The sequence below is a fragment of the Phytohabitans rumicis genome (genome assembly GCF_011764445.1).
Taxonomy (GTDB): Bacteria; Actinomycetota; Actinomycetes; order Mycobacteriales; family Micromonosporaceae; genus Phytohabitans; species Phytohabitans rumicis.
Genome location: NZ_BLPG01000001.1, coordinates 3,901,856 through 3,919,583, shown reverse-complemented (window position 1 = coordinate 3,919,583; position 17,728 = coordinate 3,901,856). Strand labels below are relative to the sequence as shown.

The following is a 17,728-nucleotide window of genomic DNA, read 5'->3' as shown; positions in this document are numbered from 1 at the left end:
AGTCGAGGTCAGCGGTGCCAACGGGTCGAGTGAAGTGGTACGACGCGCAGAAGGGCTACGGGTTCGTCACCAGCGATGAGGGTGGCGACGTGTTCCTGCCCAAGGGTGCGCTGCCCGGCGGCGTCACCGACCTCAAGAGCGGCCAGCGGGTCGAGTTCGGTGTCGTCGACAGCCGCAAGGGCGCCCAGGCGATGGGCGTGACGCTGCTGGAGGCGCCGCCGTCCGTGGCGGAGCTGCGTCGGCGGCCGGCCGAGGAGCTGCACGGCCTGATCGAAGACATGATCAAGGTGCTGGAGGCCAAGGTCATGCCGGACCTGCGGCGCGGCCGCTTCCCGGACAAGAAGACCGCCCAGATGGTGGGGCAGGTCGTGCACGCCGTCGCTAAAGAGCTGGAGACCTGAGTAACGCATCCACCGCCTTGTGCCCCTCGCTGCCCAGCTCCTCGGTGAACTCGTTGACGTACAGCGCGATGTGCTGGTCGACGACGTCCGGCTCCATCTCCTGGGCGTGCGCCAGCACATAGTCGCGGCTCGCGTCCGGGTGCGCCCACGCGTGCCGTACCGACGCCCGGATCCACTCCGCCGCCGCGGCCGGATCGACCGCGCCGCGGCGGGCCAGGATCGCGCCCAGCGGGATCGGCAACCCGGTCTCGGCCTCCCACCACTCACCGAGGTCGGCGAGCGCGGTCAGGCCGTACCGCTGGTAGGTGAAGCGCGCCTCGTGGATCACCAGCCCGGCGTCGTACCGCCCGGCCGCGACGCCCGGCATGATCTCGTGGAACGGCACCACCTCGACTCTTCTGGGTGGTTGGGCTTCGGCCCACTGCCGCATCAGCAGGTACGCCGTGGTGCGCTCCCCGGGGATCGCGACGGTCGCGCCGCTCAGGTCGGTACGCGCGTCCCGGGTCAGCACGAGCGGCCCGCAGCCCCGGCCCAGCGCACCCCCGCAGGGCAGCAACTCGTACTGGTCGAGCAGCCACGGGAGCGCCGCGTAGCTGACCTTGACCAGGTCGTACGCCCCCTTCTCGGCGGCCGTGTTGGTCACGTCCACGTCCGCGTACGTCACGTCGACAGGCGGCGCACCCGGCACCAGCCCGTGCACCAAAGCGTGAAACACGAACGTGTCATTAGGACACGGCGAAATCGCAAGAGACAGCCCCACCCACCCAACGTTAGCCCCGCGCCCCCGCCCTGCGGCCGGCTACGTCCTGCGGCCCGCCCCGCCCAGCGGCCCCGCCCCGTCGATCAAGGACTTCCCCGTCGATCAAGGGCATATGGTCGTGCTTGGATCTCTTTTCCACGGCCGTATGCCCTTGATCGACGGAGAAGTCCTTGATCGACGCGGCGAGCGGGTGGGCGCGAGCGGGGTGGGGCGAGCCGGGGTGGGTGGCGGGGCGAGCCGGGGCGGGCCCAAGAGGGGAGCCTGTTGGGGGCTCCGGCATGAGCAGGGCGCCCCTATACAGCTCAGCGCGGGTATAGGGGCGCCCTACTCACGTCCGATCGCCCAAGAAGGGACCCCTACTGGCGGGTCACCTGCCGACCCAAGGCGCCGCCGGCGAGCGGGGGCGCTGTTCGCGTACGGCCCCGACCCAGGCGCGTCGATCAAGGGAAAGCCCGTCGATCAAGGGCAAACGGTCGTGGTTTAGAGATCAAAGCACGACCATATGCCCTTGATCGACGGGGAGGACGGGGAGGGGCGGTGGCGGCGGCTGCCTTGGTGAGGGCGGACAGGGCTTCGGGGATCCGCCAGGACGCGCGGTCTCGCGGTCCGATCGGGTTGGAGATGGTGCGCAATTCCACGAACGGCAGCCGCCCGGCCACGGCGGCGACTGCCACGCCGTACCCCTCCATAGCTTCGGCGAGTGCGGCCGGATGGCGGCCGGCGAGCGCCTCCGCCCCGGCGCCGTGCCGGTCACGGTGTTGACGGTGAGGATGTCGCCGACGATCGCGTGGGGAGGGCCGCGCGCAGCGCGGCCAGGAGGTCGGCGTCCGCGGCGGCCGTCGCGGAGCCAAATCCGAGTACGTCGAGCGGGATGAAACCGTCCGGGGAGTCGGCGCCGAGGTCGGCCGCGATGCTGCGCGCGCCCAGCACGGTGGCGCCGACCGGTGCGCGGCCGGCGAAGCCGCCGCCGATGCCGGCGCTGATCACCCCGCGGTACGGGTGTCCGCGCGCCTCGGCGAGGGCGAGTAGCCGCGCGGTGCCGGCGGCGGCCGCGGCGGAGCCGACCCCGACGGCCGCGACGGTGACGGCGCCGGTGGGCAGGCCGGCACGGATCGCGTCCGCCTCCGCCTCGACGGCCGTGGCGACGAGCAGGGTCATGTGGGCGGCCCCGACGAGGGCTTGTAGACATGGAAGCCGGGCGGCGCGACGGATTCCTTGACGGGCTCGGCCTCCTTGACCGGCTCCGGCGATGGTGACGGCGACGGTGAGGGCGATGGCGACGGCGTTGGATCCGGCTCGGCCCGGCCGTTGAGCTTTTCCTTGCGCAGCGAGCCGGCGACGATGACGGCTCGGGCGGCGGCCAGTACGGCGATGGCGGCGGCCACCGCGATGCCCGTCCGCCCGCCGAACGGGATGAGCCCGAGCGCCGCGCCGGCCACCCAGGCGGTCATCAGGACCGTCTCGGAGTGCGCGAACGCGCTGGCCCGCAGCCGGTCACCGATGCGCTCCTGGATGGACGCGTCGACGGCCAGCTTGGCGATCCCGCTCAGGAACGAGGTCACCAGGCACAGCAGGGCCACCATGGCGAGCGAGAACTTGAGCGTGGTCAGCACCGCCACGCCGGCCACGATGATCATGCCGCTGGACTGGATGGCGGCGGGCCGGTGGATGCGCATCCGGGTGCCGATGACGGTGGCCAGGAAGCCGCCCACGCCCAGCGCACCGCCGACGATGCCGAGCGCGAGCTCGTCGCTGACGTCCCACCGGAAGAAGTCCGTCGTCAGGCTGCCGCCCTTGACCGCGAACGCGAGGAAGAGCAGGAGGAAGCCGTACAGGCCGCGGAGGGCGGCGCTGCCGACTAGGGCGGCGATCACCAGCCGCCCGGTGAGCGCGCGCTCGCCCCGGCGCAGCCCGAGGACGCGGAACGGCTGGGGCAGCGTCTCCGGCGGGTCGGAGTCGGCCCGCGGCGGGAGGCGCAGCGCGACCACCATGCCGACCAGGAAGATGATCGAGGCGACCCGCAGCGGCCACTGCGGACCGAACTTGAACGCGGCCAGCCCGATCGGGGTGACCGCGGCGCCGGCGAGCATGCCGTACACGCCGGCGCGGGCGTTGGCCTGGGACAGGCCCATGCCCTCTGGCAGCAGGCGGGGCACGGCCGCCGAGCGGGCCACGCCGTACGCCCGGGAGAGGGCGAGCACGCCGAACGCGGCCGGGTACAGCGCGAAGCCGTGGATGTAGTCGGACATCAGCCAGGCCAGGAACGCGCGGCCGAGCATGGTGGCGGCGAGGGCGTACCGGCGGCCGTGGCGGAACTGGTCGAGCAGCGGCCCCACCACCGGCGCGAGGACGGCGAACGGGACCATCGTCACCAGCAGGTAGAGGGCCACGCCGCCGCGGGCATCGCCGATCGAGGCGTTGAAGAAGATGGTGCCGGCCAGGCCGATGGCGATGAGGATGTCGCCCGCGTACGACGCGGCGTGCAGGTCGAGCAGCCGGGTCATGCCGACCTCGCCGCCGGCGCCCTTGTCGCGCACGCTGCCGACCCGGCGCCCCACCCAGCGGCCGCCGCGGACCGAACCGCGGGCAAAGAGACGAGTCCCCTTGATCGTTGAGCCGACGATTCGGCCGAGCGATGGGAACAGCGGCATGCCCCTATTTTGCCCTGTGGAACAATAGGCGCGTGACCAGGACCGCCACCGTTCGCGCTGCCCGACTAGACCAGGTTTGCGCCGATGCGGTCGACCTGGCCCGCGAAGCCATCACCGAGGTCGACCCCTCTGACGTGGGCGAACACCTCGATGTCGTCGCCGAGGCCGACCGCTTGGTCACCCATTTCTTCGAGTGCCACCTCGCCGGCTACCGCGGCTGGCGGTGGGCGGTCACCGTCACCCGGGTGCCGAGGAGCAAGCACGTCACGGTGTGCGAGACGGTGCTGCTGCCCGGGCCGGACGCGATGCTCGCGCCCGGTTGGGTGCCGTGGCACGAGCGGCTCCAGCCCGGCGACCTCGGCGTGGGCGACCTGCTCCAGACGCCGGCCGACGACGACCGGCTGGTGCCCGGGTACCTGCTCTCCGACGACCCGGCGGTGGAGGAGGTCTCCTGGGAGCTCGGCCTCGGCCGGGCCCGGGTGATGTCCCGACTCGGCCGCGGCGAGACCGCCCAGCGGTGGTACGACGGCGACCAAGGCCCGGACGCGCCCATCTCGGTGGCCGCGCCCCGGACCGCCCGGTGCGTGTCGTGCGGGTTCTATCTGCCGCTCGCGGGTGAGCTGCGGCAGGCGTTCGGCGTCTGCGGCAATCTGTACGCGCCCGACGACGGGCGGGCGGTCAGCGCCGACCACGGCTGCGGGGCGCACTCCGAGGCGATCCGCGAGACCGAGGCGCCGGTCGACGAGCTGTCCACTGTGTACGACGACAGCGAGGTCGAGTCGGTCGCGGTGAGCCGCGCGCCCGGCTCGGTCGAGTCCACGGAGCCGGGCGAGCCGTACGGCCACGGCTAGGAGCGTCGCTTACGACGGTTCTTGTCGTGGCGGAGCATCACCGCCAAGCCGAGAAACCCCAGCAGGAATCCGGCCAGGCAGGTCCAGAGCCAATCGGTGTGCCCGTGCTCTTCTAGCCAGTCCCGGAAGAAGACCAGCAGCACCAGGCCGGCCACCGCCCAGCCCACGATCCCGGCGACGGCGAACGGCACCATCGGCGGATCGAGTGGCTCCACCCGGGGCGGCGCCTCGTGATGATCAGACACCTGGCAAGGGTACGGCCTTGTAACCTGCCAGTGCTTTCTCGGTACCCCTGTGATCTGGGACGATGCGCGGAACCATATCCATGATCATAGGTGAGGTTCCGTGGACCGATTCGACCGGTTCTTCGAGATATCCGCCCGCGGGTCAACGGTGACCCGGGAAATTCGCGGTGGTTTGGCCACCTTCTTCACGATGGCTTACATCGTCGTGCTCAACCCGCTCATCCTTGCCGGCGCCACGGACGGGGACGGTGCGAAGCTGGCGATCCCGGCGATCGCGGCGGCGACGGCGCTGGTGGCGGGCGTCATGACGATCCTGATGGGCGTGGTCGCCCGGTTCCCGCTGGCGCTGGCCGCGGGGCTCGGCGTCAACGCGCTCGTCGCGTACGAGATAGCACCGCAGATGACCTGGGCCGACGCGATGGGGCTCGTGGTCATCGAGGGCGTGATCATCGCGATCCTGGTGCTCACCGGACTGCGTACCGCGGTGTTCCGCTCGGTGCCCACCCAGCTCAAGACCGCCATCGGCGTCGGTATCGGGCTCTTCCTGGCGCTGATCGGGTTCGTGGACGCGGGCTTCGTGCACGGTGCGGCCGGCGCTCCGCCGGTGAGCCTCGGCCTCGGCGGCGTGCTGTTGACCTGGCCGTCGCTGGTCTTCGTGGTCGGCATGCTCGGCACGCTGTTGCTGGTGGTACGCAAGGTGAAGGGCGCGATCCTGATCGGCATCCTGGGCACGACGGTGCTCGCCTTCATCGTGGAGGCGATCGCGAACGTCGGCCCGGCCGGCGGCCCGAACGGCAACTCGCACGGGTGGTCGCTCAACGTGCCGGAGTGGCCCTCGAGCTGGGACGCGTCGCCGGATCTGTCGCTGCTGGGCAACTTCGACGTGCTGGGCTCCTGGGACCGGGCCGGCGTGCTGGTCGCGCTGATGTTCGTGTTCACGCTCCTGCTGACCGACTTCTTCGACACGATGGGCACCATGGTGGCGGTCGGCCAGGAGGGCAACATGCTGGACGACAAGGGCCAGCCGCCGCGTACCAAGGAGATCCTGTTCGTCGACTCGGTGGCCGCGGCGGCCGGCGGTGCGGCGAGCGTGTCCAGCAACACGTCGTACATCGAAAGCGCCGCCGGTGTCGCGGAGGGTGCGCGGACCGGCGTGGCCAACCTGGTCACGGGCGCCCTGTTCCTGGTGGCGATCTTCGCGGCGCCGCTGGTGGAGGTCGTGCCGTTCGAGGCGGCGTCCGCGGCGCTGGTGATCGTCGGGTTCCTGATGATGACCGCGGTACGGACGATCGACTGGACCGACTACGAGATCGCCATCCCGGCGTTCCTGACGATCGTGCTGATGCCGTTCACGTACTCGATCTCCAACGGGATCGGCGCGGGCGTCATCTCGTACGTTCTGGTCAAGCTGGTCAAGGGGAAGGCGCGCGAGGTCCACCCCCTGCTCTATGCCGTCGCTGGTCTCTTCGTGCTGTACTTCATGCGCGGCCCGATCGAGACGTTGCTCTTCTGATCGTGATCGCAGTCATATTCGGTGGTCGTTAGCCTAGCTACTTAGTTAGGCTAACGATCGTGACGGAGCGGACGGTGATGGCGGTGCCAGTTACCGCTGTGCAGCTCGCACCCCTGCTGCGCGATGCGATCACCAGGCTCAACCGGCGGGTCCGGCAGACCCGGCCCGTCGGTGACCTCACGGCGACCCAGCTCAACGCGCTGACCAGCCTGGAGCTGGCCGGGGCGCTGACTCCTCGGGAACTCGCCGACGTCGAACGGGTCCAGCCACCGACGATGACCAAGATCGTCGCGAAGCTGGAGGAGCGCGGCCTCGTGGGCCGCTCGCCGCACCCCACCGACGGTCGGCAGGTCATCCTGGCGGCCACGGAAGCCGGTCGCGCGGTGCTCGCGCAGTTCGAGCGGGCCCGCGACGAGTGGCTGGCCAGCCGCCTGGCCGAACTATCCCGGGAGGAGCGCGACACGCTCCGCCGGGCCGCCGACATACTGCGACAGCTCGCCCGCGCCTGACGGCGCCACCACGGGTCGCTTCGTCCACTGTGGATGACGCATATGTGACCCGAGGAGGCGCACTCCCAAGTGCGGGCGAAGCTGAGCACGACGTTCCAGTCCCTAACGGTCCGCAACTACCGGCTCTTCGCGATCGGTCAGCTCACCAAGCTGATCGGCGTGTGGATGATGTTCATCGCCCAGGACTGGCTGGTCCTTGAGCTGTCCGACGACTCAGCCACCGCGCTGGGTGTCGTCACCGCGCTCCAGTTCACCCCCGTGCTCCTGCTCACCCTGCTGTCCGGGCGGCTGGCCGACCGGTACGACAAGCGCCTGCTGCTCTTCATCGGCAACGCCGGGTGGAGCGTGCTGTCGCTCGCGATGAGCGTGCTGGTGGTCACCGGCGCGGTCCGGCTCTGGCACGTCTTCGTCTTCGCCGCGCTGCTCGGCGTCGCCAACGCGATCGAGACCCCGGTGCGGCAGGCGTTCGTCTCCGAACTGGTCGGCATGCCGCTGCTGCCCAACGCGCTGTCGCTGTCGGCGGCGACGTTCAACACCGCCCGCATCATCGGCCCGGCTGCCGCCGGCATCGAGATCGCCGCCTTCGACGTCGGGCCGGTCTTTCTGATCAGCGCGATCAGCTCGGTGGCACCGCTGCTGTGCGTCGTCCGCATGCGCCCCGCCGAGTTGTACCGGGCCGAGCTGCCGCCGATCGACGAGCGCGACTCGGCACGGGTCGTAGACGGGCTGCGCTACGTCGCGCGCCGGCCCGACCTGCTGCTGCCCATGGCGCTCATGTCGGTGATCGGCATGGTGCTCTTCAACTTCCAGCTCACCCTCGCCGCGCTGGCCAAGACCGTCTTCAACACCGGCGCCGCCTCGTTCGGCCTCTTCACCACGGCGCTCGCGGTGGGCGCGCTCGCCGGGGCCCTGGCCAGCAGCGGGCGGCGCGAGCGCCCTTCCGTGTACGTCGTGATCGGGGCGGCCCTGGCCTTCTCGGTGCTCGGCACGCTGGTCGGCTTCGCGCCGGCGTACTGGCTGGTGGTGGTGCTGCTCGTGCCGACCGGGTTCTTCATGGTCTACTTCGCGCAGGCGTCCAACCAGCGGGTCCAGCTCGGCGTCGACGCCGCGTTCCGGGGCCGGGTCATGGCGCTGTGGGTGCTGGTCTTCCTCGGCACCAACCCGGTCGGCGCGCCGCTGATCGGGTGGGTGGCCGAGCGGTTCGGCGCGGGCGCGAGCATCTGGCTGGGCGGCCTCATCTCGATCACCGCCGCCACGGCAGCGCTCGCCTGGCAGCTCCGCCACACGGGCAGCAGGCTCCGGCTTCGCCGTTCTGGCGTCAAATGGGTGGCGGTCGTTGAAAGGACCGCCTAGCGTGGAGGGACGTGGCCACCGTGCACGTCCTCGTGCTGGCGCTGGCGCTCGCAGCGCTGGTGCTCCTGCCGTGCGCCGTGGCTCTGATCATCTGCGCCGAAGGCCCGATCAAGCGGATCCGGCGCCGCCTGCACCGCCGCCGCGAGCGCAGGACACTTCAGCGCCTCGACCGGACGCTGGGCACGCACGCCGTCCAGATCGAGACGCTTGACGTGCAACAGCAGCCGACGATCCAGCAGATCGCCGCCGACCTGCGCCGCCTCGACCGGCAGCGGCTCGGCGTCGCCACCCAGTCCCGGGTCTGGTACGCGGCCGTCCAATTGGCGTACGACGACCGGCTCCGGCTGGCCAGCCGCTGCCTGGGCGTGGACGAGCACCTGGCGCAGCTCGACGGCGTCGACCTGGAGATCGAGCGGGTACGCGTCGAGGGTGAGCTGGAGGCCGCCGGCCTGACCCTACGCCGCCAGGACCACTAACCTTGCGGCTCTTCGTGGCGGTTTATCCGCCGGAGGCGGTGGCGGACCACTTTGCATCGTGCGTGGCCCGGTTGCGGGTGAGCGCGGCCGCGCGGGACGGGGTCAACACCCGGGTGGCCCCTCGCCCGAATTGGCACGTGACGCTGGCGTTCCTCGGCGAGGTGCCTGATGAGCGGCTGGTCTCTGCTTCGGAAGCCGTCGAGCGGGCCGCTGCCGTTACGACGCCGTTCGAGGTGCGCCTTGGCGGGGGCGGCCGGTTCGGGCGCGGCCGGTTCACCGTGCTGTGGGCGGGGGTGCGCGGTGACGTGCCGGCGCTGGCCGGGCTGAGCCGGTCCGTACGGCGGGAGCTCAAACGAGAGCGCCTGCCATACGACCCCAAGCCGCTCCGGCCGCACCTGACCGTCGCCCGGCCGGGCGACCGGATCGACCGGGCACTCGTCGACGCCGACCGCGCGGCGCTCGACGCGTACGAGGGTCCACCGTGGAGGGTGGACGAGGTGGTGCTGATGCGCAGCCACCAGGGCCCGCACCCGACGTACGACCGGCTGGCGGCCTGGCCCCTCTGACCCTTACCAGGCCCACGCTTCGGGGCCCGCGCCACCCTTGCCGACGGGCGGGAAGAGCTCGTCCAGCCGGGCGAGGACGTCGTCGGTCAGCCGGACGTCGAGCGCGCCGAGCGAGGCGTCGAGCTGCTCCGTCGTACGCGGGCCGATGATCGGGGCGGTGACGCCGGGGCGGGAGAGCAGCCAGCCGAGCCCCAGGTTCGCCGGGTCGTGCCCGAGGTCGGCGGCCAGCTTCTCGTACGCCTCGATCGCGGTGCGGTGATCGGCCAGCGTGTCGGCCGCCCGCCCGCTCTTGGTCCGCTCCGCGCCGCCCTCGGCGAGCTTGCGCAGCGCACCGCCGAGGAGGCCACCGTGCAGCGGCGACCACGGGATGATGCCGATGCCGTACTGCTGGGCCGCCGGCACGACCTCCAACTCGACGTGGCGGGTCAGCAGGTTGTAGATGCACTGCTCGGAGACCAGCCCCAGGAAGTTCCGGCTCGCGGCCGTCTCCTGCGCCTGGGCCAGGTGCCAGCCGGCGAAGTTGGACGAGCCGACGTACAGGACCTTGCCCTGGTCGACCAAGGTCTGCATGGCCTGCCAGATCTCCTCCCACGGCGTCGTACGGGAGACGTGGTGCATCTGGTACAGGTCGATCCAGTCGGTCTGGAGGCGACGCAGCGAGTCCTCGGCGGCGCGGATGATGTGCCGGGCGGACAGTCCCTGCTCGTTGGGCCAGTCGCCCATCTTGCCGTACACCTTGGTGGCCAGGACGACCTTCTCGCGCCGGCCGCCGCCCTGCGCGAACCAGCGGCCGATGATCTGCTCGGTGACGCCTTCGCCGGTCTTCCATCCGTAGACGTTGGCGGTGTCGAAGAAGTTGATGCCGTGCTCCAGCGCCCGATCCATGATGGTGAAGCTGTCCGGCTCGGTGGTCTGCGGACCGAAGTTCATCGTGCCGAGGCAGAGGCGGCTGACGGACAGGCCGGTCCGTCCGAGGTTGGTGTACTCCATGCGACTCAGCCTGCCACGCACCAACTTCGAGTGCCGATCAAGGACTTTCCCGTCGATCAAGGGCAAACGGTCGTGGAAAAGAGATCAAAGCACGGCCGTATGCCCTTGATCGACGGGAAAGTCCTTGATCGGCGTGGGGCGGCGCGGCGTGGCGCTGGAGGAGCGCTAGGAGGTTTCGCGGGCGGCGGGGCCGGTGCCGAAGAGGACGTCGTCCCAGCTGGGGAGGCGCTTGCGCGGCTTGCCGGTCTCGGCCGACTCGCCAGCGGCGGCCGCGGCACCCGTGCCGGTGCGGCGGGGGCGCAGCACCGCGAGCGACGGCACGGCCGGCACCTCCTTGGGCAGGTCGGAGTCGTCGTCGAAGGCGGAGCCCTGGCCGCCGCCGAGCAGTGCCGCGGCACCGCCGGAGACGGGCCGCTGCCGGCTCTGGTCGGTGCCGCCCAGCGCGGCCGGGCTGCCCTGGTCGCGGCCCGAGGTGCCGACCTGGCGGTCGAGGGAGGCGAGCAGCGCGTCGCGGCCGGCGCGGATGGGGTCGCGGCCCGGGCGGGACTTGTCCGCGGCGGCGGGGAGGCCGTGCCCGCCGCGGCTCGGCTCGCCGCGCGACGGGCCGGGCAGCCCGTGGCCGGTCCGCTCGGCGGGCGGGTCCTGCCCGAGGATCTGCGTGGGCCGCTCGGCGCACAGGTACTGCGCCATGTCGTCGTGCGGGGACACCATCTGCCGGGTCTTGTCCAGCTCCCAGATCGCCTGCGCGGTCGCCTTGCCCGACGGCCAGGTGGCGACGATCCGCCAGGTGCCGTCGTCGCGCCGGTACGCGTCCCAGGAGATCTTTTCCGAGTCGATGCCGTGCTGCGCCAGTCGGCCGTCGACCACCTCGGCGAGCGGTGCGCCCTTTTCGGAGGTCTTCAGCCTGGTACGGCGGGCGTGCTGGGCCAGCATCGCCCGCTCCTGCAGGACCGGGCCGGCGTAGCGCAGCACCCGGTCGACCGGCACACCCGCGATGCGTGCCACGTCGTCGGCGGACTCGCCGGAGCGGATGCGTGCCTGGATGTCGCGTGGGGACAGTGACGGCTGGTCGCCGCCGGAGCCGGCGACGGCGAGCCCGACGGTGCCCACGCCAGGCTCGGAGTGCAGCGCGCCGGACACCCGCTCGTCGAGCGGGAGCGCGAGCAAGCGGCCCACCTCGTCGGCGAGCACCAAAGCCTGGCCGTCCTCGGAGAGGGCGACGAAGCGTACTGGCCGCATCGCGTTGCCTCCGTCCCGCTAAGCTGGCCTGCGCCCCAGCCAGCAACGCTAGGGGCGTCCTCGCCACACGGTACGCCGATCAAGCTGCACGTGGGGGAAGCCACGCCAACGTGTCGGTCTTTTAGAGCCGTTCGACCACGTAGTCGATGCACGCCGTCAGGGCGTCCACATCGGCCGGGTCGATGGCCGGGAAGAGCGCGACGCGGAGCTGGTTGCGGCCCAGCTTCCGGTACGGCTCGGTGTCGACGATCCCGTTGGCCCGCAGCGCCTTGGCGATGGCGGTCGCGTCGACGCCCTCGGCGAAGTCCACAGTGGCGACGACGTTGGAGCGCAGCGCCGGGTCGGTAACGAACGGCATCGCGTAGGAGGAGCGCTCGGCCCAGCCGTACACGATGCCGGCGCTCTCGGCCGTGCGCTTGCTCGCCCACGCCAGCCCGCCCTGGGCCAGCATCCAGTCGGTCTGCTCCGCGGCCAGGAAGATGGTCGCGAGCGCCGGGGTGTTGTAGGTCTGCTCCAGCCGCGAGTTGTCGATCGCGGTGACCAGGTCGAGGAACGCCGGGATGTACCGGCCGGACTCCTTGATCTCGGTCGCGCGGGCGAGCGCGGCGGGGGACATCAGGGCGATCCAGATGCCGCCGTCGGAGCCGAAGCATTTCTGCGGCGCGAAGTAGTAGACGTCGCTCTCCTGGACGTCGACGTCCAGGCCGCCCGCGCCGGAGGTGGCGTCGACCAGGAGCAGCGCGCCCTCGTCGGCGCCGGCCACCCGCTTGATCGGCACGGCCACGCCGGTGGAGGTCTCGTTCTGCGGGGTGGCGTACGCGTCGACACCTGCCTCGGCGACGAACGCGGGGGCCGAGCCCGGGTCTGCCTTGCGCACGGTCGGGTCGCCGAGGAACGGCGCCGCCTTGACCGAGGAGGCGAACTTCGCACCGAACTCGCCGAAGCTCGCGAACTGCGCCCGGTCGCGGATCAGCCCGAACGTGGCCACCTCCCAGAAGGCGGTGCTGCCGCCGTTGCCCAGGATGACCTCGTAGCCCTCGGGGAGGGAGAAGAACTCCGCGATCCCGCGGCGGAAGCGCGCGACCTGGTCCCGGACCGTCTTCTGCCGGTGCGAGGTGCCAAGGAGCGTGGTCGCCACGCCGGTCAGCGCGGACACGGCCTCCGGGCGGACCTTGGAAGGTCCGCAGCCGAACCGGCCGTCAGCGGGCTTCAGATCGTCTGGAATCCGGATGTTCGGTGCGTCAGCCACGCCGCACATCCTCGCACCTGCCCCCGCCGCGCTGGGATAGGACCCGCCCCGAGTGTTAGCAAGGGCACCTTGCTATGCAAAAAGCGATAACAAGGTGCCCTTCCTTGCATCTATCAGAGGCCGTGGGGGACGGTGTCCCAGCCCTCCACGTCGGTGGGCTTGCGGGGGCGGGACCGACGTAGTTCGCCGATGGGCGGACCAGCCGGCCGAGGCCCTTCTGCTCCAGGATGTGGGCGCTCCAGCCGCCCATCCGGGCGCAGGTGAACATCGACGTGAACATGTGCGACGGCACCTCGGCGAAGTCGAGCACGACCGCCGACCAGAACTCCACGTTCGTGGCCAGCACCCGGTCGGGCTTGCGGGTGTGCAGCTCCTCCAAGGCGGCCTTCTCCAGCGCCTCGGCCACCTCGAAGCGGGGCGCGCCCAGCTCCTTGGCCGTACGGCGGAGCACGCGGGCGCGCGGGTCCTCGGCCCGGTAGACCCGGTGGCCGAAGCCCATCAGCCGCTCGCCGCGGTCGAGTACGCCCTTGACGTACCCCTCGGCGTCGCCGCTGCGCTCGACCGCCTCGATCATGTGCAGCACCCGGGAGGGCGCACCGCCGTGCAGAGGGCCGGACAGTGCTCCTATTCCGGACGAGATGCAGGCCGCCGCGTCAGCCCCGGTGGAGGCGACGACGCGGGCGGTGAAGGTGGAGGCGTTCATGCCGTGCTCGGCGGCGGAGATGAAGTACGCGTCGACGGCCTTGACGTGCCGCGGGTCCGGCTCGCCCCGCCACCGCTTCATGAAGCGCTCGACGATGGTCGTCGCCTTGTCGATCTCCTTCTGCGGCACGGCCGGCAGGCCCAGCCCGCGGGCCGACTGCGCGACGAAGGACAGCGCGGTGACCGACACCCGGGCCAGGTCTTCGCGCGCCTGCACGTCGGAGATGTCCAGGAGCTGCTCCAGCCCCCAGTACGGCGCCAGCATCGCCACCGCGGACTGCACGTCGACGCGGATGTCGCCGGAGTGCACCGGCACGGGGAAGGGCTCGGCGGGCGGGAGCCCGGGCCCGAAGCGGCCGTCCACGAGTAGGGCCCAAACGTTGCCGAAGGAGACCTGTCCGATCAGGTCTTCGATGTCGACACCGCGATAGCGCAGGGCGCCGCCCTCTTTGTCGGGTTCGGCGATCTCGGTCTCAAAGGCGATCACGCCTTCCAGTCCCGGCTTGAAGTCGGACATTTCGCTCTCCTGGATCTGTTGTCCGCACTGACAGCGCCAGGCCACGTTGTGTGCCGCGGCAGGGTTGCGTGCCATCTTGCCTGGTGGGTAACTAACTATGCGACCCATCCTTCTTGTGGTACATGCGACATCATCCCTTTTCCGTCGGGTTAACGGCGTGCTACCGGGCAGGCGAAGATGGTCGCGTGACGGCAGACACACCCGGACCAGCGGGGATGCGGCGGGACTACGGCCAAGAGAAGGGCCTGTCCCGGATCGACCTCGCGGCGGACTGGGTCACCCAGTTCGACCGCTGGTTTGGCGACGCGGTGGACTCCGGGCTGCCCGAGCCGAACGCGATGGTCGTCGCCACCGCCGACATGGGCTCCCGGCCGAGCGCCCGCACCGTGCTGCTCAAGGCGTACGACGCGCGCGGGCTGGTCTTCTACACCAACTACGAGTCGCGCAAGGGCGTCGAGGCGCGCGCCAACCCGTACGCCAGCCTGGTCTTTCCCTGGTTTCCCATGCGCCGGCAGGTGGTGGTCTGCGGGCCGGTCGCCCCCGTGTCCCGGCTGGAGACCGAGGCGTACTTCGCCAGCCGGCCGCGCGAGTCGCAGCTCGGCGCCTGGGCCAGCCCGCAGTCCCGGGTGGTGGAGGATCGCGCCGCGCTCGACCAGGCGTTCGAGGAGGCGCAGGCGCGCTACCCCCAGAACGTGCCGGTGCCGGCGCACTGGGGCGGACTGCGTGTGACGCCCGACACGGTGGAATTCTGGCAGGGGCGCACCGGTCGGTTGCATGATCGATTGCGTTACCGGCGCACCGACAAGGGAGTGTGGATCATCGAGCGGCTTGCTCCTTGACCGATGTCAAGGCCCGTAGGTGGGCAATTGACCTTCGGCCGCTGCGCGTCACCGCCTATCGCCGCATGTGGCTCGGCAACGCGATCTCGTTCTTCGGTTTTCAGCTCACTGCTGTCGCCGTACCCGTCGAGATGTTCGACATCACCGATGACTCGTTCTGGGTGGGTCTGCTGGGCGTCGCCGGCCTCGTACCGCTGTTGATCTTCGGCCTGTGGGGCGGCGCGGTCGCGGACGCCGTCGACCGCCGGCTGCTGCTGATCGCCAGCTCGACCCTCATGTGGGCGTCGACCCTGGGCCTGCTGGTGCAGGCGCTGCTCGGCGCCGGCAGCCCGCACCTGCTGCTCGGCCTGGTCGCGGTGCAGAGCGCGGCGTTCGCGATCAGCTCACCCACCCGCCAGGCGATCATCCCGCGGCTGGTCGGTCCGGACCTCGTGCCGGCGGCCAACACGCTGGGTTTCACCACGACCAGCGGCAGCGCCGTCGTCGGCCCACTGGCCGCGGGCCTGATCTTCGCGACCTTTGGTACGGAGACCGGCCTCCCCATCGCGTACGGCGTGGACGCGCTGCTCTTCACGGTGTCGTTCTGGGCGACGGTACGGCTGCCGCCGGTCCCGCCCACCGGTGAGCACCGCTCGATGGGGCTGCGCAGCGTGGTCGACGGCATCCGGTACCTGACCACCACGCCGGTGCTCCTGCTGTCGTTCGCCATCGACCTGATCGCGATGGTGCTGGCCATGCCGCGGGCGCTGTTCCCCGAGGTGGCGCAGGAGCGGTTCGGCGGCGGTTCGGCGGTCGGCTGGCTGTACAGCGCGATCGCCCTCGGCTCGCTGCTGGGCGGGCTCACCTCCGGCTGGATCGGCCGGGTACGCCGGCAGGGCGTGGCCCTGGTCGCGGCGGTGGTCGGCTGGGGCGTTGCGGTCGGCATCGCCGGGCTCGTGCACCACCTGTGGCTGGTGGTGGCGCTACTCGCCGCCGGTGGCGCCGCCGACCTGGTCAGCGGCGTGTACCGGCAGTCGATCCTTCAGACGTACGCGCCGGACCGGCTCCAGGGCCGCTTGCAGGGCGTATTCATCACCGTCGTGGCCGGCGGCCCGCGCCTCGGCGACCTGCGCGTCGGCGCGATGGCCGGGGCCTGGGGCATCCCGATCGCCTGGGCCGGCGGCGGGTTCGCGGCGGCCGCGCTCGCGCTCGTGCTGGTACTCGCCTTCCCGGCCTTGCTCAGGTACCAAGTATCGTCCCACCATGAGTAAAGCGCTCTCCGGGACACAGTGGACGATCGCGGCCGCGGGCCACGAGGCAGTCGTGGTCGAGGTCGGCGGTGGGCTGCGGGCCTACCGCGCGGGCGGGGTCGACTACGTCGACGGGTACGGCGAAGACGAGTTGAGCGTGGGCTGCGCCGGCCAGATCCTGGCGCCCTGGCCCAACCGGATCCGCGACGGGCGCTACACCTTCGCCGGCGAGCAGCAACAGCTCTCGCTCACCGAGCCGATCCGGCACAACGCGCTCCACGGCCTGGTCAACTGGGTGCCGTGGCGCCTGGCCGAGCAGGCGCCGGACGCGGTGACGCTGGAGTGCGCGATGCCGGCCCAGCCGGGCTACCCCTGGCCGCTGCGGCTGCGCTCGCAGTGGCGCGTCGGCCCGGAGGGTCTGCGGGTCACCCACGAGGCCACCAACGTGGGCGGGCGGTCGTGCCCGTTCGGCTTCTCGGTCCACCCGTACCTGCGGCTGCCCGGGATCAAGGCGGACGACGTGGTGCTGCGCGTGCCGGCCCGCAACCGCCTCCTCGTCGACAGCCGGCTGCTGCCGATCGGGGCCGCCAAGGTGGCCGGCGGCGAGTACGACTTCACCGAGCCCCGCCGCATCGGCGCCACGGTGCTGGACACCGCGTTCGGCGACCTGGAGCGCGGCGCGGACGGCGGGTCGTCCGTTGATCTGTCCACATCGGATGGCGCGCACCGGGTGTCGGTCTGGGCGGACGACAAGTTCGGCTGGTGGCAGGTCTTCAGCAGCGACACGATGTCGGGAGACCGCTGGCGCCGTTCGCTGGCCGTGGAGCCGATGACCTGCCCGCCGGACGCGTTCCGCTCGGGCCGCGACCTGATCGTGCTGGAGCCGGACCAGACCTGGAGCGCCACCTGGGGCATCAAACCCGGTCAGGGCTAGTCATGGAGTTCAGGGACGTCGTACGGCGGCGGCGGATGGTGCGGAACTACGACCCGGACCGGCCGGTGCCGGTCGAGGTCGTGGAGCGGCTGCTCGGGCACGCCGTGCGCGCGCCGTCGGCCGGGTTCTCCCAGGGGTGGGGGTTCCTGGTGCTGGACGCCGGCGCCGACCGCGAGCTCTTCTGGAGGGCCACCACGCCCGAGGGGCAGGGCATGACCGGGTGGCTGGCGGGCATGCGCCGGGCCCCGCTGATCGTCGTGCCGCACTCGAACCGCTCGGCGTACCTGGACCGGTACGCCGAGCCGGACAAGGGCTGGACCGACCGTGACCCGGCTCGCTGGCCGGCGCCGTACTGGGACATCGACGCCGGCTTCGCCGCCCTGCTCATGCTGCTGACGGCGGTCGACGAGGGGCTCGGCGCCTGCTTCTTCGGCATCCCGCCGCAGCGCGTCCAGCCGTTCCGGGACGCGTTCGGGGTGCCGGCCGAGTTCGCGCCGATCGGGGCGGTGACCGTCGGCTACCCGGCCCCGGACCGCCGTTCACCGTCGCTCGAACGGGGGCACCGGCCGCTCGAATCGGTCGTGCACCGGGGAAGATGGACGACAAGCGTGTAGCGGATATAAATCTGTAGAGAGAGTGACATCGGGGAACAAACCGTGGTGTCGGCGCCGGTCGCTAGGCTGGCATGCGGCCGGCAACGGTGT

At 71.3% G+C, this 17,728-nt stretch carries 16 protein-coding genes and 3 pseudogenes; 11 read left to right on the top strand and 8 right to left on the bottom strand.

The features are described 5' to 3' along the window. Positions 1-14: 14 nt before the first annotated feature. Positions 15-401, top strand: coding sequence for a cold-shock protein (locus Prum_RS17275; protein ID WP_173077484.1), 387 nt, complete (start codon positions 15-17; stop codon positions 399-401). Here Prum_RS17275 and Prum_RS17270 read toward each other — a convergent pair. From Prum_RS17270 to Prum_RS17260, 3 genes and pseudogenes are all read right to left on the bottom strand, one after another. After that, positions 400-1,161: pseudogene (locus tag Prum_RS17270) on the bottom strand (1,4-dihydroxy-6-naphtoate synthase); the annotation flags it as partial. The gene Prum_RS17275 and the pseudogene Prum_RS17270 overlap by 2 nt on opposite strands. 539 nt (positions 1,162-1,700) lie before the next feature. Then, positions 1,701-2,319 (bottom strand): annotated as a pseudogene (locus Prum_RS17265) (futalosine hydrolase); the annotation flags it as partial. Beyond that, positions 2,316-3,812, bottom strand: coding sequence for an MFS transporter (locus tag Prum_RS17260; RefSeq protein ID WP_173077482.1), 1,497 nt, complete (start codon positions 3,810-3,812; stop codon positions 2,316-2,318). The pseudogene Prum_RS17265 and the gene Prum_RS17260, both read right to left, overlap by 4 nt. Positions 3,813-3,826: 14 nt before the next feature. Between Prum_RS17260 and Prum_RS17255 the strand changes: the two genes are divergently transcribed. Next, the gene (locus Prum_RS17255; protein WP_173083823.1) at positions 3,827-4,663 is read left to right on the top strand and encodes a DUF3027 domain-containing protein; all 837 of its coding nucleotides are present in this window, start codon (positions 3,827-3,829) and stop codon (positions 4,661-4,663) included. Here the strand turns inward: Prum_RS17255 and Prum_RS17250 are convergent. Beyond that, positions 4,660-4,857: a DUF2530 domain-containing protein gene (locus tag Prum_RS17250; protein WP_173083821.1), complete on the bottom strand. Its 198-nt coding sequence runs from the start codon at positions 4,855-4,857 to the stop codon at positions 4,660-4,662. The genes Prum_RS17255 and Prum_RS17250 overlap by 4 nt on opposite strands. 151 nt (positions 4,858-5,008) lie before the next feature. Between Prum_RS17250 and Prum_RS17245 the strand changes: the two genes are divergently transcribed. The 5 genes from Prum_RS17245 (at position 5,009) to thpR (ending at position 9,325) form a co-directional block, all read left to right on the top strand. Then, positions 5,009-6,421, top strand: coding sequence for an NCS2 family permease (locus Prum_RS17245; RefSeq protein ID WP_173077481.1), 1,413 nt, complete (start codon positions 5,009-5,011; stop codon positions 6,419-6,421). Positions 6,422-6,480: 59 nt separating this feature from the next. Continuing rightward, positions 6,481-6,930 carry a MarR family winged helix-turn-helix transcriptional regulator gene (locus tag Prum_RS17240; protein ID WP_173077480.1) on the top strand — a complete coding sequence of 150 codons (450 nt, stop codon included), beginning with the start codon at positions 6,481-6,483 and terminating at the stop codon, positions 6,928-6,930. A 69-nt stretch (positions 6,931-6,999) separates the two neighbouring features. Next, a complete protein-coding gene (locus tag Prum_RS17235; RefSeq protein ID WP_173077479.1) occupies positions 7,000-8,283 on the top strand; it encodes an MFS transporter in 1,284 nt (427 codons plus the stop codon). Between the two features lie 11 nt (positions 8,284-8,294). After that, positions 8,295-8,759, top strand: a complete 465-nt coding sequence (locus tag Prum_RS17230) for a hypothetical protein (protein ID WP_173077478.1) — start codon at positions 8,295-8,297, stop codon at positions 8,757-8,759. 2 nt (positions 8,760-8,761) lie between these two features. After that, entirely contained in the window at positions 8,762-9,325 is a 564-nt protein-coding gene (thpR, locus tag Prum_RS17225; RefSeq protein WP_173077477.1) for an RNA 2',3'-cyclic phosphodiesterase, read from the top strand. 3 nt (positions 9,326-9,328) lie between these two features. Here the strand turns inward: thpR and Prum_RS17220 are convergent, their stop codons facing one another. From Prum_RS17220 to Prum_RS17205, 4 genes and pseudogenes are all read right to left on the bottom strand, one after another. Further along, the gene (locus tag Prum_RS17220) at positions 9,329-10,315 is read right to left on the bottom strand and encodes an aldo/keto reductase (RefSeq protein ID WP_173077476.1); all 987 of its coding nucleotides are present in this window, start codon (positions 10,313-10,315) and stop codon (positions 9,329-9,331) included. Positions 10,316-10,480: 165 nt separating this feature from the next. After that, complete coding sequence (sepH, locus tag Prum_RS17215; RefSeq protein WP_173077475.1) at positions 10,481-11,554, bottom strand: septation protein SepH; 1,074 nt, start codon at positions 11,552-11,554, stop codon at positions 10,481-10,483. 121 nt (positions 11,555-11,675) lie between these two features. Continuing rightward, a complete protein-coding gene (gene serC / locus Prum_RS17210; RefSeq protein ID WP_173077474.1) occupies positions 11,676-12,803 on the bottom strand; it encodes a phosphoserine transaminase in 1,128 nt (375 codons plus the stop codon). A gap of 113 nt (positions 12,804-12,916) precedes the next feature. After that, positions 12,917-14,022 (bottom strand): annotated as a pseudogene (locus Prum_RS17205) (citrate synthase 2). A gap of 215 nt (positions 14,023-14,237) precedes the next feature. On the opposite strand from Prum_RS17205, the gene pdxH reads away from it, so the two are divergent. Genes pdxH through Prum_RS17185 form a run of 4 tightly spaced genes read left to right on the top strand, consistent with a single transcriptional unit; the run spans position 14,238 to position 17,638 of the window. Beyond that, positions 14,238-14,861 (top strand): pyridoxamine 5'-phosphate oxidase, encoded by a 624-nt coding sequence (pdxH, locus tag Prum_RS17200; RefSeq protein WP_173083819.1) that lies wholly within the window; start codon positions 14,238-14,240, stop codon positions 14,859-14,861. Then, positions 14,858-16,111, top strand: coding sequence for an MFS transporter (locus tag Prum_RS17195; RefSeq protein ID WP_281368932.1), 1,254 nt, complete (start codon positions 14,858-14,860; stop codon positions 16,109-16,111). The genes pdxH and Prum_RS17195 overlap by 4 nt, the downstream gene beginning before the upstream one ends. Then, a complete protein-coding gene (locus tag Prum_RS17190) occupies positions 16,104-17,024 on the top strand; it encodes an aldose 1-epimerase family protein (protein WP_173077471.1) in 921 nt (306 codons plus the stop codon). Before Prum_RS17195 ends, Prum_RS17190 begins: the two co-directional genes overlap by 8 nt. A 2-nt stretch (positions 17,025-17,026) precedes the next feature. Continuing rightward, positions 17,027-17,638 (top strand): nitroreductase family protein, encoded by a 612-nt coding sequence (locus Prum_RS17185; protein WP_173077470.1) that lies wholly within the window; start codon positions 17,027-17,029, stop codon positions 17,636-17,638. The last annotated feature ends 90 nt before the right edge of the window (positions 17,639-17,728 follow it).

Excerpts from the sequence above, each read along its gene's own strand:
- Prum_RS17260 (WP_173077482.1), bottom strand. The coding sequence starts at position 3,812 with ATGCCGCTGTTCCCATCGCTCGGCCGAATCGTCGGCTCAACGATCAAG.
- Prum_RS17250 (WP_173083821.1), bottom strand. The coding sequence starts at position 4,857 with ATGGTGCCGTTCGCCGTCGCCGGGATCGTGGGCTGGGCGGTGGCCGGC.
- Prum_RS17220 (WP_173077476.1), bottom strand. The coding sequence starts at position 10,315 with ATGGAGTACACCAACCTCGGACGGACCGGCCTGTCCGTCAGCCGCCTC.
- sepH (WP_173077475.1), bottom strand. The coding sequence starts at position 11,554 with ATGCGGCCAGTACGCTTCGTCGCCCTCTCCGAGGACGGCCAGGCTTTG.
- pdxH (WP_173083819.1), top strand. The coding sequence starts at position 14,238 with ATGCGGCGGGACTACGGCCAAGAGAAGGGCCTGTCCCGGATCGACCTC.
- Prum_RS17190 (WP_173077471.1), top strand. The coding sequence starts at position 16,104 with ATGAGTAAAGCGCTCTCCGGGACACAGTGGACGATCGCGGCCGCGGGC.
- Prum_RS17185 (WP_173077470.1), top strand. The coding sequence starts at position 17,027 with ATGGAGTTCAGGGACGTCGTACGGCGGCGGCGGATGGTGCGGAACTAC.